This window comes from Plesiomonas sp. ZOR0011, assembly GCF_000800945.1.
Classification (GTDB): Bacteria; Pseudomonadota; Gammaproteobacteria; order Enterobacterales; family CAMTGL01; genus Plesiomonas; species Plesiomonas shigelloides.
Genome location: NZ_JRKB01000031.1, coordinates 1 through 14,923, shown reverse-complemented (window position 1 = coordinate 14,923; position 14,923 = coordinate 1). Strand labels below are relative to the sequence as shown.

Here is a 14,923-nt window from a genome sequence, read left to right as displayed (position 1 = left end):
TCAAGGTTACTTTTGGCAGCATCTCACCGGAGGCCAGAGAGTTGTACATCAAAGGAACGGCTTTGTTCAGCGCCACAGTGAACTGGAATGGCTTGTGAACACGTTGGCCTGCAGGCTGACCTGACTGTGGGTCAGTCGGTACGGTAACGATATGTTTGAACTCTTGTACCAGCATTTCATCTTCGTGACCTTGTACAAAGATGTTACCCACGGATTCAGCGGTGAACGCGCCTGCAGTGATGTTACCTTGGGTTTTGCCTTCAATAGAGATATAACATGGGGTTGGCATTGCGATGCTCCTAAAATGATAGCTAAGGATGGCTCCTAATCATCAAAGCCATAGCATTCTTTATGCCATCTGATTAAATCCTTATAAATCAACAGTATATAAATGTGCGTTATTCAGATCACACCAATTTGAGCAAGAAATTGCGCATTATTGGTTAAACAACCGGCATAAGTTGCTTGGGCAGAATATTGCTCTGAATAATGAGCAATAATTCGCTCAAACAGCTAGATTAGTCTGAGTTGGTTGGTATGCGAACTGACAGAGATAAATGGTCCGTTTGCAGATACATGCTCAGTAAATAAAAGTGCGCCATCGCTATCTAATAAGATGATAAATATAGTAATTAAGCTCTAGACTGTTTGATTCTTGCTTGTAACCATGCCTCTACTTCACTTTCTAACCAGCGCGAGCTTCTGCCTAATTTGATTGGTTTAGGGAACTCACCGTCTTTAATTAGCTTGTAGAACCACTTATCTGTTAACCCCGTTAACTTGGTGATGAATGCCATATTAACAAATTGATCGTTCAGAATTGAGTGTTCAGTAGACATCGTTTTTCTCCATCAATGAAAGGGAGAAGAAGTCCGAGATTTGTGTTAGCGAACTTCTTCAAACGATATGTCATTGACGTACTTTTTTACTCACAGACGGAACAGGCTCTGCGACATCACTGGTGCTGTATGTCGGCTATAAAGTACTTAACGAAGATATATCACTGGACTTGTTACGCTTCCTTCCACGGATTCCTCCTTTCGGTGGAACAGCACTGCACTCATAAATTAATTCGTCGGGCTTTTGATGTTGCTTGCTTAGATAGCTCAATATGTACAGCATATCGTCCCTTCCTTCTGGATTGCTCCATGCCGTTACTCTCTCCTTGTTTTTGACAGCCCCCCATTTTTATTGGGGGAGCGTCATTGTTTTCTAGTAAGCCACTTAAGATGAGTCCGCAGATTCAGGTTATGCCGTTCTTGAAGTAGCTAGCCAGTTAAGGCTACACTGAAAGAACTGTTTATGGTGACTGCGTTCGACGTAAGCTAGTTACCTCGGTTTGAAGGCCAACCAGTTTAAGAACCTTCAAAAAAACATATATTTTTGTTTTTTAGGGTCGCAATAAAATTATAAGCCCCATTGTTTAGCTCATATTAAAATCGATAAGGGTTGATGATTCATGAACAGAAACACAATTATTACAATAATTTACGCCATAGCATCACTACCAGTCACATCAAGCGCAACGCTATCACTCAATCTCTCTTATACCGCCCCAGCAGTGGAGCCTAAAGCACCTTACCAACTAAAAATAGATGAGCCTCAATTAGAAAAAAAAGAGCACATTGAATGGAAAGAACTTGAGGAACATCAACATTACGTTGAACAAAGGATAGATCCGGTAAGCGGAGAGGTTACATATGAAAAATACCACACCGTCATCACTCCGTGATTTCGTTATTTTCGAATTTTAGGTAATGATGCCAACTTAGTGCTAATAATTAATCGTCAGATACCAATCGATAACCTTATCGTGCATTTCTTCTGATTTAGAGAAGCTGATTGTTCTCTGGGATCAGTCGTTTAAGATAAATACGCAGATTCAAATTATGGCGCTCTATGCGTTGGGTGTATTTTTTGCTGACAACATGGTGGGCTGAATCCAGCTGCGTCCGATATAGCGGCCAAGCATCGGTCATTCGCATAGAAGAGCCAGCGAGGATTGCCTTTACAACGAACAAATGACCACTGTTCATCAGCTTCGAAGCAGATAACGACTTCGGCTCCCGGCTCTAGGTGGTGTGCTCGCGGTCTCAGACCCAATTGTTTAGATGGCGGAGGACTGTGTTAAGGCCGATATCAAGAACCCGTGCCGTATCACGACATCCAGAGTCGTTCATTGCCATATCAATAATAGATTGATGGGTATTGGATTTCTGCGTTATATTGAAAGTTGAGCTGGGAGGTTTTCAGACAGCGCTTGCAGCGATCGAGCTGAGTGCCTGAAGTGGAATGACCATTACGGATGACACCCTGAGTTTTGGTGCAACAGGGGCAAACCACAGCAATCTTCATCATTTATTATCCAAAAGACGAATAATACAACGACACTAATTTTGAGTCACTACCAGTCTGTATCACTGATGTGGCTACGTTTATATAGGGGCATATCATAAAATGAGTATACCCCACTATATTAACAATATTGATTAGCAATATTGTGTGGCTATTTTATTAAACATAGAGAGCTTGTTATTTAGCTTCAGTCTGTTCCGGTGCTAAGAATTTTTTCCCTAAACTATCGAGCAATGACTTACCCGTTGGAGTTTGACTCAAGGTTTCAAGCATTCCACCAAAGGCCTGTCCTCCCTGAGGAGAGAATAGTTCCATAGCATTTTTTACTCCCGCTGGAACATCGCCACCATTAACCATGACTTTCATTTCAGCCTCGGCTAACGCTTTTGCTTGTTCCTCACCAACACGCTGGTATGCCTTAACAACCTCTAGCGCAACCAAATATTGCTGATAATTATGATTAGAACCAATTTCTCTTGCTAACTCTATTTGTGCTGCGACAGGGGCCATCTGTAAGGCTTTTAACGTTGTGGCCTGCGCTTCACCATCCACTGTCACGCCCTCAGCTTCTCGTTTTGTCGCTTCTAACTTACCATTGGCGCAAATGATCATTGTCTCTTTTTGCTGCTCTGCTTCAATAATTGCAGCCTGTCTTTTAATATTCGCATCACCAATTTCTTTTACCTGACGAATATCTATTTCCTTTTTCTCTGTCTCGGCTTGCTGCTCTTTGATACTCTGCTGAGCAAGCTCTCGGGCAATACCTATCTCTTTATCCTTTTCAGCTGTACGCTGTCCAACCGCCTGCTCAGCGCTTTGGCGCTGCATTTCAACTTCACGCTCAGCATCAATTTCGGCTGCCTGTGCTTTTTTGGTATTCTGGGCAACCTCAACTCGACTTTCCATCTCAATAAAAGATGATTTTTTTGCCATGATATTAGCTATAACTCGGCTATCTTCAGTATCACGAATATCCATCAACTCCATTGACTTAACTGGTTCTACGCCCCAACTTTCCAACTCCATCTTAACCTCTTCAGTAAATTGACGCCCAAAAGTTGCACGATCAGTCATTATTTTATTTATATCGTGTGAAGCAAGAATTGTTCTAACAGAACCTTGCACAATAGATTTTAATTGCTCATGTAAAGAATCAAAATTTGCAACTCGCTCTGCGGCAAGATTGGTATCCTTCACCCTAAAAAATGCTGTAACATCTAACTCAAACGGTACTCTTTCTTTATCATATGCCTTATACGCATCCAACTGCAGCGCGAAGTTATTCACTGGCAAGATAATACGTGTTACACCAATCACCGGAATCCAAGATGGCCAGTTATAATAGACATTCCCTTTATCCATCCCTGCACCATATGAAGTTGTTCTCTTTTTACTTTGTACAATATGTACCTTATTTGTGTCGACCACGACTCGAAAAAAAAGAGGTATTAGTACAATAACAACAAACAGACCGGCTACCACAGTCAATTCAGACACACCCAACATTATCGACTCAAACATACAACCCTCAATATTCATTATTATAGTAAAACTACTTAAACACCACCATGGCGCATAAAAACAAACAATCTCTAATTGGTCGGAATACTGATTTAATAAGGTGCTTTATTCATAATAACACTCCGATATTAATCACTATATATCTCTTAATAACCGGGATCCGTTATAAAATTTCTAGGCCCACTTTCGGCCGCCACCATTTGTAACCGATCCAAAAACACACCGTCGGCTTAGAACTCAAAAATACTTATGCAACCAAGCGTCTTATTATCGATGTCGTATCATTGACATGATAGATTCTTTAACCCCTATTCACTGAATTTACTCTACATAGCAAATTCCGCGCCAAAATAAATATCATTCAAAATCAACACATTAAGGATAAATCAAACTTACCGAGATCACGATGCGCAAAATATTGCGCAAGACCATATAAATAGCTGGCATATTTTGCAAATGAAGGACATAACCCCGATTTTTGCGCAACACATTGCGCGCAAAGCCATAAAACTCGCTAAGTAAGAGGTTTACGCACTTCATTGCAAATCCTATTGAAGATCGAAAATAGCTCCCCATTTTCAAAGCAAATAAAATTCGTACCGTACTCCACATCGCCATATAATTCAGACTTATGCTCTGTTGTGCGCAATGGATTGCTCACCTATCAGTATATACATCCAGCGAAGCAACTATTACCAGCTCATATATCCATTACGAGCAACTTATTGCTCAACATTGAAACCACACCCGCAATTTTTACGCTAACACATTAATAATAAAGGACTTATAAGAATGGCTCGTAAATTGCTTGAGGCATTTGAGTACTGATTATGCAGGTACTGTCTTCACCTTAAGATTTATGACTGAAAATTCACACATTCAGCCAAGAGCTTTAGCAAGATGACAAATACAGTCAGTACTTCTGGTTCAGCGCAATATGCAGATATCCAGCTAAATCGCGCGACCTGTATTTCGAGCCATCATAACTATGATGGCGATGAGAGATTACTTTTCATTCGATCACACTAATTTGGTTGAAGGATACCAATTATGAAGCGAATTCTACTCTTAGGAGCAGCATTGATCCCATGGAGCAGCTTTGCCGCCCAAGGATTGTCAGAACACGCAGGTAATGCAGCATCGGCTGGAGGAGTAGCGGTAGTCGCGAGTGGCTATTCAGCGCTAGAAGGCACAGCGGCATCTGGACAATTAGCAAGTGGAGTTGCCGCAGTCCCCCTTAAAGGCATAGGAGCTGTCGGTTCTGTAGCCGAAAAAGCAGGCAATAAATTACTTGGAAAAACAAATGAACCACTCCCTATTTCAGAAGAAGCCGTTACCGCAGGGCCACCACCAAAAACTGAATAAGGCTCTCACCATGTCAATGAATAAAGCAGCACTCATATTATCTGCGACTCTTTCATGCTCTGCTTACGCTGGCGGATTTTCAGATCGTGGCGATGCTCAAGTAGGCAAAAACTTCTCTACCGAAGAGCTCATCACATTTTCAAAGAAAATAGAGCGATCACTCGCAGCAAAAGGAGCCCGTGTGGCCATTGTGTCACGTATAGGCCGTCCAGAGAAAGAATTACCTCCTAACGTACACTACACACATGTTGCATTCTGGGTCTACTCCAAAATCAAGACATCTGATGGCCGAGAGATTCCGGGATATCAAGTCTATAACCTTTACCAGCGAGCAGGAGCTATTGATACCAGTGATTTGGTTAATGATTATCCTCCAGATTTTTTTGCGGGTGTGGATTCACTAAAAGCAGGGATCATTATTCCAAAACCTTCGCTACAGAACAAAATCCTTGATGTCATTACCTCTGATACCTACAAGAGGTTACACGTAAAAAAATATTCTGTCGTAGCTAACCCATTTAACGATGAATATCAAAACTGCACTGAGTTTACGCTAGATGTCTTAACCAGTGCCATCTACAACACCAATGACTATCAGCAAATAAAAGCCAACATCAAAGCCTATTTCAAACCACAAGAGATCAATCTAGGCACAATGAAAACTCTACTTGGCCCACTTTTTGTGAAGGACTTTACTACACGTGATCAAAACGGCCCCATTGTTACAGCAACATTTACAACCATTGCCAACTTTATGAATGAATACCAGTTGAGTGATGCAACATATCACTTAGTAAAGGACTAATAATGATGAGTTCCAACACTGTATCTAACTCATATAAAATAGCTACCATAGCATGCCTCATTGCCTCAATTGGAGCCTACCTTATTGGCGTTTGGAACGCCCAGATGGAGCTTAATGAAAAAGGCTATTATCTAATCTGTCTATTATTTGGTTTATTCTCTGCAATTAGCCTTCAGAAGGTACTCCGAGATAAATTAGATGGAAACTACGTTAGTGATAAATATAAATTTATTTGTCTGATAGCAACAGTCTCATCGCTAGCGTTTTTCTTGATTGGATTGTGGAACGCTACTCTTTTGTTAAGTGAAAAAGGCTTTTATATTATGTCTTTTTTACTGGCATTATTTTCTAGCGCCACCATGCAAAAAAATGAGCGTGATCAGATAAGCTCAAGTCGTGATGAGCTAAAAGAAGACATTCCACAAATGTTAGATGAAAATTAATTCTTATTATTTCAGAAACAATTAATTAACATCAAAGGCAAGGCTCTAGCCTATAAATCAAGTCGCTTACTATAAAGCGACTTGATTTTACAGCTACAAACTTTCATCGTTTAACTGCAGGTAGCCACCAACGATCACCCTTCAGGCATGACAACAACCAACACCACTACTTCCCAATAAAACAATACCCGATGCCTGGCTCTGTTTTGATGAAAATAGGCTCCTGAGAGTTATCACCGAGTTTTTTGCGTAAGTTTGCAACTACAATACGTAAATAATGAGTATCATCTACGTGGCTCGGCCCCCAGATATCATTCAGTAGTTGCGTTTGCAATAGCAGTTTTCCCGGATGACTGATCAAAGCTTGTAGTAAGGCAAACTCTTTGCGCGATAAATTAATTTCATTGCCATGTAAGGTCACCTGGTGACTATTAATATCCAAGGTTAACCCACATTCTGGGAAGCTGCATTCGGTATTACTGGCTAAGCCGATGCGCTGGCGTAACAACACTCGGATCCGCGCCATCATTTCGTTAATACCAAAAGGCTTACTCATGTAATCATTTGCCCCAGAATCAAGCAACGATACTTTATCCGGCTCTGAATCACGTGCAGACAAGACTAAAACAGGGGTTTGATGGTGTTTGCGAATTTCCTGTAGAACTTGGATCCCATCGCCATCCGGCAGACCCAGATCTAAAATGACTAATTCTGGATTAGTGTGGCGAAATTGAGCAATGCCATCCATTACTCCAACACTTTCTGTAACCGTATACCCCTCAGCAATTAGGCTGATACGCAAAAAGCGGCGAATCGCTTGTTCATCATCAATAATGAGTATATGAGTCATTATTTTTCCGGAGAGTTAAGTCCAACAGGAAGTGAGATGCGCATACAGGTTCCCACTTTATTCACGCCGGGGAAAGCCCAAATTTTGCCGCCATGTGCTTCTATCATAGCGCGGGAAATAGCTAAACCAAGGCCGGTGCCGCGGCTGCCACAATCTCCCACCGGCTGGGTATAAAACAAGTTAAAAATCTTACTTCGATCCGCGTCGGCAATACCGGCGCCCATATCAATAATGTCGATAATGATATCTGGTAGCGCGAGTACGACCTTAAATTCAATCGGTGTTCCGGCCGGTGAATAACGGACCGCATTATCAAACACATTAACCAATACCTGCTCGATCAGCGCGCCATGTACATACAGCAATGGAATATTTTGGTCGATGTGAATTAGCAATTTATGTTGGCGCCACGCAGCCTGTAAGCGGTGATAGGCCGCATCCACAAGATCTTCAATCGCCACCCATTCGCGTTTGAGCTGAAAATCCGGTGAGCCAATGCGTGTCATATCCAGTAAATTCTGCACATAGCTGCGCAAGCGCGCGGCTTCTTCTTGAATTGACTGTAATAGATCGTTTTTTTCTTCAGGCGGAATTTTTTCGTCATACGCCAGCAGCGTACCGCTAGCCCCCATGATGGTCGCCAATGGCGTTTTCAGATCATGCGAAACCGAAGAGAGCAAAGCTGCACGCATGCGGTCCGTTTCGGCCTGCAATTGGCTGTCGGCTAAGCGCTCATCTAAATCGATACGTGCTAACGCCGCACGCATATCGGATAACAAAGCTTGTAATTGGCGCTCGGCACCGGCAGAAAGAGGGCTTAATAAGCGGATCCCTAATACCAAATGATCGGTCAGCGGATGATACTGCGACTCTGCCGCATTTAAGGTAGCGGTAAACGCCCCAGCACTTTGCTTTTTAGCTAGACACCAATCAATCGCAGCTTTATCGGTTTGTCCCGAGATAGCCAGACTATTGCCGCTGTGCTCCAGATAATCTTGATCCAGCACCACTACTGCGATATGCAATGCTCCAGCAATCGCTTCGCTACCCAAACGTACCACTTCCTCGCTGTTATTGGCTTTCGATAGAGCTTGGTTAAGGGCTAACAACGCATTCCCTAGATGCTGACTTTCGCGCAAACTGATCAGCTGTTTTCGCTGTCGGGATGCTAAACGACCCGCAGTCATGCCAACAATCAGCAAAACCAACAAAGTAAGGAGATCGCTGTGTCGGCTGACTTTTAATGAGTACAGCGGATCGACAAACAGCAAATTATGCGCAATAAAACCGAAAATAGACGCTAAGGTCGCAGGCAGTAAACTGGTACTCAGGGCTGTGGTCATTACGCCCAGCACAAAAATCAATGGAATCGAGCTATCTGGCAGCCAACTGGATAAAAGCCATGCCAGCACCGTGGTACTACCCATAATCACAGCGGAAATAGCATAATCGCGCCATTTTCCGGCGGCATTAAGCTTATCTTTGCGCTTAGGATTAGAGACCACATCGGCCGTCTGCGCCACATCCACCAGCGTAATTTCCAGCCCTTGCGTAGCGCGAATCAAATATTGCACTAATGAGGGCCGCCACGGAATTTTATGCGGTTTGCCAAGCAGCAATTGTGACACTTGTTGCTGCTCGGTGGTTAACCGAATCGCATCGGCGACCGACGGGCTGGATAGTGTGAGTACCTTTGCCCCCAACTGCGATGCCAACGCTAACGCCTGCTCTGTTTCAACGCTGGTTTGCCCATTCGTATCCACATGCAAAACCAGCCACGGCAGTTGACGTCGCTGGGCAAAACGATGCCCATAGCGCACCAGCGCCATCCCCTGCTGCGTTCCCAGACAGACCATCAATTTGCCACGCAAAGGTTGCGTCGCTTTACCTGCCGCTTGCCATTGTAACTGCAAATCCCCTTCCACATGGCTGGCCGCGGTTTGCATCGCCAGCTCACGTAGTGCCGTGAGGTTATTGAGCGAAAAAAATGACTGTAGCGCCGTTTTGGCCTGATGCGGCACATACACCTTGCCTTCGCGCAAACGCTCCAGCAATTCTTTGGGCGGCAAATCTATCAATACCAAACTGTCTGCATCGAGCAAGACTTGATCCGGTAGCGTCTCTTTAACCCGCACTCCGGTCAGTTGCCAAACCAGATCATTTAAACTTTCTAGATGTTGGACGTTGAGGGTGGTATAGACATCAATGCCCGCCGCCAACAACTCTTGCACATCCTGCCAGCGCTTTTCATGGCGGCTGCCCGGTGCATTGGAATGGGCCAACTCATCCACCACCGCCAATGCCGGCTTTTGCTCAAGCAATGCATCTAAATCCATCTCTTCGATGCGTTGGTTGCGGTGGTACACCGTTTTTCGTGCCTGCATCGGCAACTTGTCTAATAAGGCCAGCGTTTCACGCCGGCCATGTGTTTCGACAACCCCGATAAGAATGGACGTGCCTTCGTTGAATTGCTCGCGCACCGCTTGCAGCATGGCGTAGGTTTTGCCTACGCCTGGTGCCGCCCCCAGAAAAACTTTCAGCTTCCCTTTTTGCTCATTTTCCAAACTGGCGAGTAACGCATCTGCGCGAACATCATCCCGCATGATAATCCTTATCGAGGAGCAAATTCAGCTCCAGCACATTGATGACGGAGGGTCCCAGAATACCTGATTCCTGACGAGATTTAATCATGCTCTGCAGCTGACTCGGCGACATATTCCGCGCTTTGGCTACCCGTTCGATTTGTTCTTGCACCGCTGCTACCGGCAAGTGTGGATCGATCCCAGAAGCCGAACGGGTCAGTAGAGTGATATCGCGAAATCCCTGCTGAGCTTGTTGCTGCGCAAATTCTTGCCGCAGCGGTGACGACATGCCTAAATTACTGGCGCTGCCACCTAGCGAGGCATAGTTACTGGCGGATGGCCGGCTCACAAAATAGCGTTCACCGCTAAAAGGTTGAGCAAGCAACGCACTACCAATCAGCCTGCCGTCGGCCGCGTGTAATTGACTACCGTTGGCTTGCCAAGGGAACAGCAGCTGTGCCAATCCAGTCACCAAAAGCGGATAACCCGCGCCCAACAGCAATGTCAGTGTCAATAATGTGCGTATCGCAATCATGGTTATCCCCTTATGCCAAGCCCAGTGCGGTGACTAACAAGTCAATCAACTTGATGCCGATAAACGGTACGATCAATCCACCTACGCCATAAATCAGTAAGTTACGGCGCAGTAATACCGCCGCCGAGCCGGAGAGATTGACTCCGCGCAGGGCTAAAGGCACCAACGCCACAATCACCAACGCATTAAAAATGATGGCGGACAAAATGGCGCTTTGTGGGCTGTGCAACTGCATCATGTTCAAGACGGCCAATTGCGGATAAGCGGCGATAAACAGTGCAGGCAAAATCGCAAAGTATTTGGCCACATCGTTAGCAATCGAAAAGGTGGTCAGTGCTCCGCGCGTGACCAGCAATTGCTTACCGACCTGCACCACATCGAGCAACTTGGTCGGATTGGAGTCCAGATCGATGAGGTTGCCCGCTTCTTTGGCGGCCTGCGTGCCTTCATTCATCGCCAGTCCCACATCGGCCTGCGCCAAGGCTGGCGCATCGTTAGCACCATCACCACACATAGCAACGAGGCGTCCTCCAGCTTGCTCTTGGCGGATATAAGCCAGTTTTTTCTCTGGGGTTGCTTCCGCGATGAAATCATCCACACCGGCCTCTGCCGCAATCGCCGCCGCGGTCAGTGGGTTATCCCCCGTGATCATGACCGTGCGGATCCCCAACTGGCGCAGCATCTGAAAGCGCGCTTTGATGCCAGGTTTGATGATGTCTTTAAGACACACCGCCCCTAATAACCGGCGCTCAGTACACACCAGCAGTGGCGTTCCGCCTTGGCGTGCAATTTGGTTGACCGCTTGACTCAAAGGTTCAGGCATTTGCTCACGGGTCATATGCAGGAAACTGAGCACCGCATCCACCGCTCCTTTTCGGTAATGCTCAGTAGCGCGATCTAAGCCGCTCAGCCGCGTTTCGGCGCTAAATGAGATCAGCTGATCGCCCTCTTCGCTTTGCGGGATAGCCACATGCTGCCCCGCCAGCGTCAAGATTGATTTTCCTTCCGGCGTGGTGTCGCCTAATGACGCTAACATCGCAGCAAGGTAAAGTTGCTCCGCTTTGACACCAGGCGCCGCGATAAACGCATCCGCCATACGATTACCGAACGTGATAGTGCCGGTTTTATCAAGCAATAAGGTTCGCACATCGCCAGCCGCCTCAACCGCGCGCCCTGATTTGGCAATCACGTTTAATTTCACCAGCCGGTCCATACCAGCAATCCCAATTGCGGAGAGCAAGCCACCAATGGTGGTTGGGATCAAGGTGATAAACAGAGCAATCAGGTACAAGCGTGGCACTTGAGTCTGGTTATAATTTAAAAACCACGGCAACGTGACCACCACTAACAGAAAAATCAGCGTTAAGCCGACCAACAGGGCATTCAACGCCTGTTCATTAGGGGTTTTCTGCCGTTTGGCGCCCTCTACCAACGCAATCATGCGATCGAGCGTACTTTCACCCGGATTCGCGGTAACCCGCACCCAAATTTGATCAGATACCACCAAGGTGTTACCCGTCACGCCACTTTTATCGGTACCTGACTCGCGGATCACAGGAGCTGACTCACCGGTAATGGCCGCCTCATTGACCGATGCAATCCCTTGGATTACCTCGCCATCCGCCGGGATCGTTTCACCGGCGCGTACCAACACTAAATCATCTTTGCGCAATTCAGTTGCCGCAAGCCACTCACCACGTCGAGAGCCTGCCGCTGCCACTTTATAGGCTTGTAGCTGACTCATGCCGGCTTTTAAGCTATCCGCCCGCGCCTTGCCACGCCCTTCGGCCAAGGTTTCCGCAAAGTTGGCAAACCACAAGGTCAGCCACAACCACCCCGTCAACTGCCAAGCCAATTGGTTTGCTACGCCGGAGATCGGTTGTCCGAGCATCGATTCGATGGTTGCCATCAGCGCGGCTAACCAGAGCGTAAACAAAATGGAATTGTTCCACAGGGCTTTCGGGTTAAAACGGCGTAATGCCTCCCACGCGGCCGTCCACATCAACGATGGCGAAGTACGCGTTGCCGATGCCGAATGATTCAATACTACTGGCTTACTCATGATTAAAACGCTCCCAGCATCAGGTGCTCAGCAACCGGCCCTAATGCCAACACCGGTAAAAATGACAACCCGCCAATCAATAAAATCGTCATGATCAGTAAAGTGATAAATAGCGGCCCACTCAGTGGAAAATCGCTATTCCCCGCATCAATTTGCGGCGCGCGCGCCAGCTGACCGGCAATCACCATGACCGGAACGATATAGCCAAAACGACCCAGTAACATCGCCAGCCCGATAGCAATACACTGCCAGTTATCAGCGGCGCCAAATCCGGCAAAGGCGGAGCCGTTATTGCCAGCGGCCGAGGCGTAGGCATACATCAGACGCGATAAGCCGTGTGGCCCATCATGGCCGATAACGGCGGCCGAGCTAGGCAGTAATAAGGTGATCCCACCGAGCACCAAGACCCCCACCGGCATCACCAACATGCTGGCTACCACCCATTTCATTTCCCGAATACCTAAGCGCTTGCCAAGGTAAGAAGGGGTGCGCCCGACCATCAAGCCGCATAAAAAGACGGTGAGCAGAACAAACAGCAACATGCCGTAGATCCCTGCGCCAATCCCGCCAAAAATCACTTCGCCGAGCAGCATGTTGAACATGGCGACCATACCGCCTAACGGGGTAAAGCTGTCATGCATGGCATTCACCGAGCCATTAGAGGCGGCGGTTGTGGCTGTCGCCCAAATAGACGATAGGATCGGGCCAAAACGGCTCTCTTTGCCTTCCCAGTTGCCCAGTTGCGCGGTTAATCCGTGTAAAGTCGGATCGGCAGCGGTTTCCTGATACAACACCGTCAGCAAACCGACCACCAACAACAAGCCCATCGTGATCACCAGCGCACGGCTATGCGCTTTGTTCTTGGTGTAATCGCCCAAAGTGAACACCATGGCTACCGCGACAGACAGCAGCGCAACCATCTCAAACCAATTACTCAGCGCGGTGGGGTTTTCTAGCGGGTGCGCCGAGTTAATGCCAAAAAAGCCCCCACCATTTGACCCAAGCTGTTTAATCGCAATCTGTGAGGCCGCAGGGCCTAACGGAAGAACTTGCTCCTGACCGGTAACCCCAGTAAAAGGTAAGTACGCCGATAAGGTTTGTGGCACGCCTTGCCATACCAGAATGAGCGCCAATATCAGCGCCAGAGGTAGCAGGACATACAAGCAAAAACGCACCAGATCGACCCAGAAATTGCCCAAATGAGTGGTTTGCTGACGCGCAATCCCGCGGAACAGCACCACCGCAACACAAGCGCCAGTTGCTGCAGACACAAAATTTTGGGTCGTTAATCCCACCATTTGGCTGAAATAAGACAGCGCACTTTCCCCAGAATAAGCCTGCCAGTTGGTGTTAGTCATAAAGCTAACGGCAGTATTGAACGCCATTTGCCAACTCATGCCCGGCAGTTGTTCTGGATTAAGCGGTAACACCCCTTGCGCGATCAAAATGATGAACAGCAGCGTAAATCCAGCCACATTGAACGCCAGCAAACTGACGGTATAACTTTTCCAATCCTGCTCACGGCCATCGGTTCCACAAGCCGCCAAGGTTAAACGCTCTGGCATCGCCAACCAGTGCACCTGACCTTCAAATACACGGTAGATGTAACGGCCTAACCACGGCGCAGGGGCTAAAAGCAGAAGTAAAAATAATGAAGGGAAAACATAAAGTTGCCACATGATCATTTAGCTCCCTTACTCATGCGAGCAAATAAGCGCTCGCACCAGATAGCCGGCCAGCGCCAAAGACAGCAACAGATAAAGCTCATTCATAGTGACTCCATTCGAAAAAAATCGGTCACCTAAAGCCTATAAAAATGTGGCGTAAAGCGGCTATAAAGCCTGATGGGCTACGCGTAAAGTTTGCGTAAAATCTTAAGCATGACGGCCTTTTTCCTCTGCTGCGTACAGCATCCGGCACTGGGCTCACACCCTAAATGGACATAAAACTATCCGTCTTACACGCAGCCGAATGATTGCGATGGCTCCTCGTTCGCCTGTACATTCAGCGCCAATATCCAAGCTGTAACCCTCCCCAGAAAACTAATAACTATGAGTTAGAGCCTTTCCGTTTTCAGTGAAACAAACGTAGATCGCATGATGAAAAATCACGCTACACAGAAACACAAATCGTCAGGATTCTGAAGGAAGTAGAGGCAGGTCAGAAGGTCAATGACGTCTGCCATGAATATGACATACCCGATGCGGCTTATTAAAACTGAAAGGCCAAATATGGAAGCATCAGATGTTAAAGACTCAAAGTGACGGTCCCCCAATAAAAAGAACCACCGTGATGATGAAATTCGGCATGATAAAGACCTCACTAGGAGAGCTATCATGAAATCAAAACGGTTTTCAGTTGAACAGATTGTTTCTGCACTAAAGCAGCATGAAGCAGGATTACCA

General features: G+C 46.6%; 12 protein-coding genes and 2 pseudogenes. 5 read left to right on the top strand and 9 right to left on the bottom strand.

What is annotated here, in order from left to right:
- The coding region (gene tssD / locus L975_RS05420; protein WP_047707619.1) for a type VI secretion system tube protein TssD at nt 1-289 on the bottom strand (289 nt) is incomplete at its 3' end.
- A gap of 343 nt (nt 290-632) precedes the next feature.
- Nucleotides 633-839 (bottom strand): AlpA family transcriptional regulator, encoded by a 207-nt coding sequence (locus L975_RS05415; protein WP_047707617.1) that lies wholly within the window; start codon nt 837-839, stop codon nt 633-635.
- 620 nt (nt 840-1,459) lie between these two features.
- Between L975_RS05415 and L975_RS18085 the strand changes: the two genes are divergently transcribed.
- Complete coding sequence (locus L975_RS18085; RefSeq protein ID WP_156121106.1) at nt 1,460-1,732, top strand: hypothetical protein; 273 nt, start codon at nt 1,460-1,462, stop codon at nt 1,730-1,732.
- Nucleotides 1,733-1,774: 42 nt separating this feature from the next.
- Here the strand turns inward: L975_RS18085 and L975_RS17915 are convergent.
- A pseudogene (locus L975_RS17915) lies at nt 1,775-2,358 on the bottom strand (IS1 family transposase).
- 174 nt (nt 2,359-2,532) lie between these two features.
- On the bottom strand, nt 2,533-3,876 hold the full coding sequence (locus L975_RS05410; protein WP_047707615.1) for an SPFH domain-containing protein: 1,344 nt from the start codon (nt 3,874-3,876) through the stop codon (nt 2,533-2,535).
- A 1,050-nt stretch (nt 3,877-4,926) separates the two neighbouring features.
- Between L975_RS05410 and L975_RS18080 the strand changes: the two genes are divergently transcribed.
- Genes L975_RS18080 through yiaA form a run of 3 tightly spaced genes read left to right on the top strand, consistent with a single transcriptional unit; the run spans nt 4,927 to nt 6,489 of the window.
- Entirely contained in the window at nt 4,927-5,241 is a 315-nt protein-coding gene (locus tag L975_RS18080; protein ID WP_156121104.1) for a hypothetical protein, read from the top strand.
- 10 nt (nt 5,242-5,251) lie between these two features.
- Nucleotides 5,252-6,046 (top strand): DUF2145 domain-containing protein, encoded by a 795-nt coding sequence (locus L975_RS05405; RefSeq protein WP_177326618.1) that lies wholly within the window; start codon nt 5,252-5,254, stop codon nt 6,044-6,046.
- Between the two features lie 2 nt (nt 6,047-6,048).
- Nucleotides 6,049-6,489, top strand: coding sequence for an inner membrane protein YiaA (gene yiaA, locus L975_RS05400; RefSeq protein WP_047707613.1), 441 nt, complete (start codon nt 6,049-6,051; stop codon nt 6,487-6,489).
- A 166-nt stretch (nt 6,490-6,655) separates the two neighbouring features.
- Here the strand turns inward: yiaA and L975_RS05395 are convergent, their stop codons facing one another.
- From L975_RS05395 to kdpA, 5 genes are read right to left on the bottom strand one after another with little or no spacing between them, the layout of a single operon-like run.
- Nucleotides 6,656-7,339, bottom strand: coding sequence for a response regulator (locus L975_RS05395; protein WP_047707611.1), 684 nt, complete (start codon nt 7,337-7,339; stop codon nt 6,656-6,658).
- Entirely contained in the window at nt 7,339-9,942 is a 2,604-nt protein-coding gene (locus tag L975_RS05390; protein ID WP_047707608.1) for a sensor histidine kinase KdpD, read from the bottom strand. The genes L975_RS05395 and L975_RS05390 overlap by 1 nt, the downstream gene beginning before the upstream one ends.
- Nucleotides 9,932-10,456 (bottom strand): potassium-transporting ATPase subunit C, encoded by a 525-nt coding sequence (locus L975_RS05385; protein WP_047707606.1) that lies wholly within the window; start codon nt 10,454-10,456, stop codon nt 9,932-9,934. The genes L975_RS05390 and L975_RS05385 overlap by 11 nt, the downstream gene beginning before the upstream one ends.
- Nucleotides 10,457-10,466: 10 nt before the next feature.
- Entirely contained in the window at nt 10,467-12,518 is a 2,052-nt protein-coding gene (gene kdpB, locus L975_RS05380; protein ID WP_047707605.1) for a potassium-transporting ATPase subunit KdpB, read from the bottom strand.
- A 2-nt stretch (nt 12,519-12,520) separates the two neighbouring features.
- On the bottom strand, nt 12,521-14,197 hold the full coding sequence (kdpA, locus tag L975_RS05375; protein WP_047707622.1) for a potassium-transporting ATPase subunit KdpA: 1,677 nt from the start codon (nt 14,195-14,197) through the stop codon (nt 12,521-12,523).
- A gap of 422 nt (nt 14,198-14,619) precedes the next feature.
- Between kdpA and L975_RS17550 the strand changes: the two are divergent.
- Nucleotides 14,620-14,730, top strand: a pseudogene (locus tag L975_RS17550) (transposase); the annotation flags it as partial.
- Nucleotides 14,731-14,923 lie beyond the last annotated feature (193 nt).

What these genes read in the sequence shown, in the direction of transcription:
- L975_RS05410 (WP_047707615.1), bottom strand. Translation starts at nt 3,876, where the DNA reads ATGTTTGAGTCGATAATGTTGGGTGTGTCTGAATTGACTGTGGTAGCC.
- kdpA (WP_047707622.1), bottom strand. Translation starts at nt 14,197, where the DNA reads ATGTGGCAACTTTATGTTTTCCCTTCATTATTTTTACTTCTGCTTTTA.
- L975_RS05390 (WP_047707608.1), bottom strand. Translation starts at nt 9,942, where the DNA reads ATGCGGGATGATGTTCGCGCAGATGCGTTACTCGCCAGTTTGGAAAAT.
- yiaA (WP_047707613.1), top strand. Translation starts at nt 6,049, where the DNA reads ATGATGAGTTCCAACACTGTATCTAACTCATATAAAATAGCTACCATA.
- L975_RS05415 (WP_047707617.1), bottom strand. Translation starts at nt 839, where the DNA reads ATGTCTACTGAACACTCAATTCTGAACGATCAATTTGTTAATATGGCA.
- L975_RS18080 (WP_156121104.1), top strand. Translation starts at nt 4,927, where the DNA reads ATGAAGCGAATTCTACTCTTAGGAGCAGCATTGATCCCATGGAGCAGC.
- kdpB (WP_047707605.1), bottom strand. Translation starts at nt 12,518, where the DNA reads ATGAGTAAGCCAGTAGTATTGAATCATTCGGCATCGGCAACGCGTACT.
- L975_RS05405 (WP_177326618.1), top strand. Translation starts at nt 5,252, where the DNA reads ATGTCAATGAATAAAGCAGCACTCATATTATCTGCGACTCTTTCATGC.
- L975_RS05385 (WP_047707606.1), bottom strand. Translation starts at nt 10,456, where the DNA reads ATGATTGCGATACGCACATTATTGACACTGACATTGCTGTTGGGCGCG.
- L975_RS18085 (WP_156121106.1), top strand. Translation starts at nt 1,460, where the DNA reads ATGAACAGAAACACAATTATTACAATAATTTACGCCATAGCATCACTA.
- L975_RS05395 (WP_047707611.1), bottom strand. Translation starts at nt 7,339, where the DNA reads ATGACTCATATACTCATTATTGATGATGAACAAGCGATTCGCCGCTTT.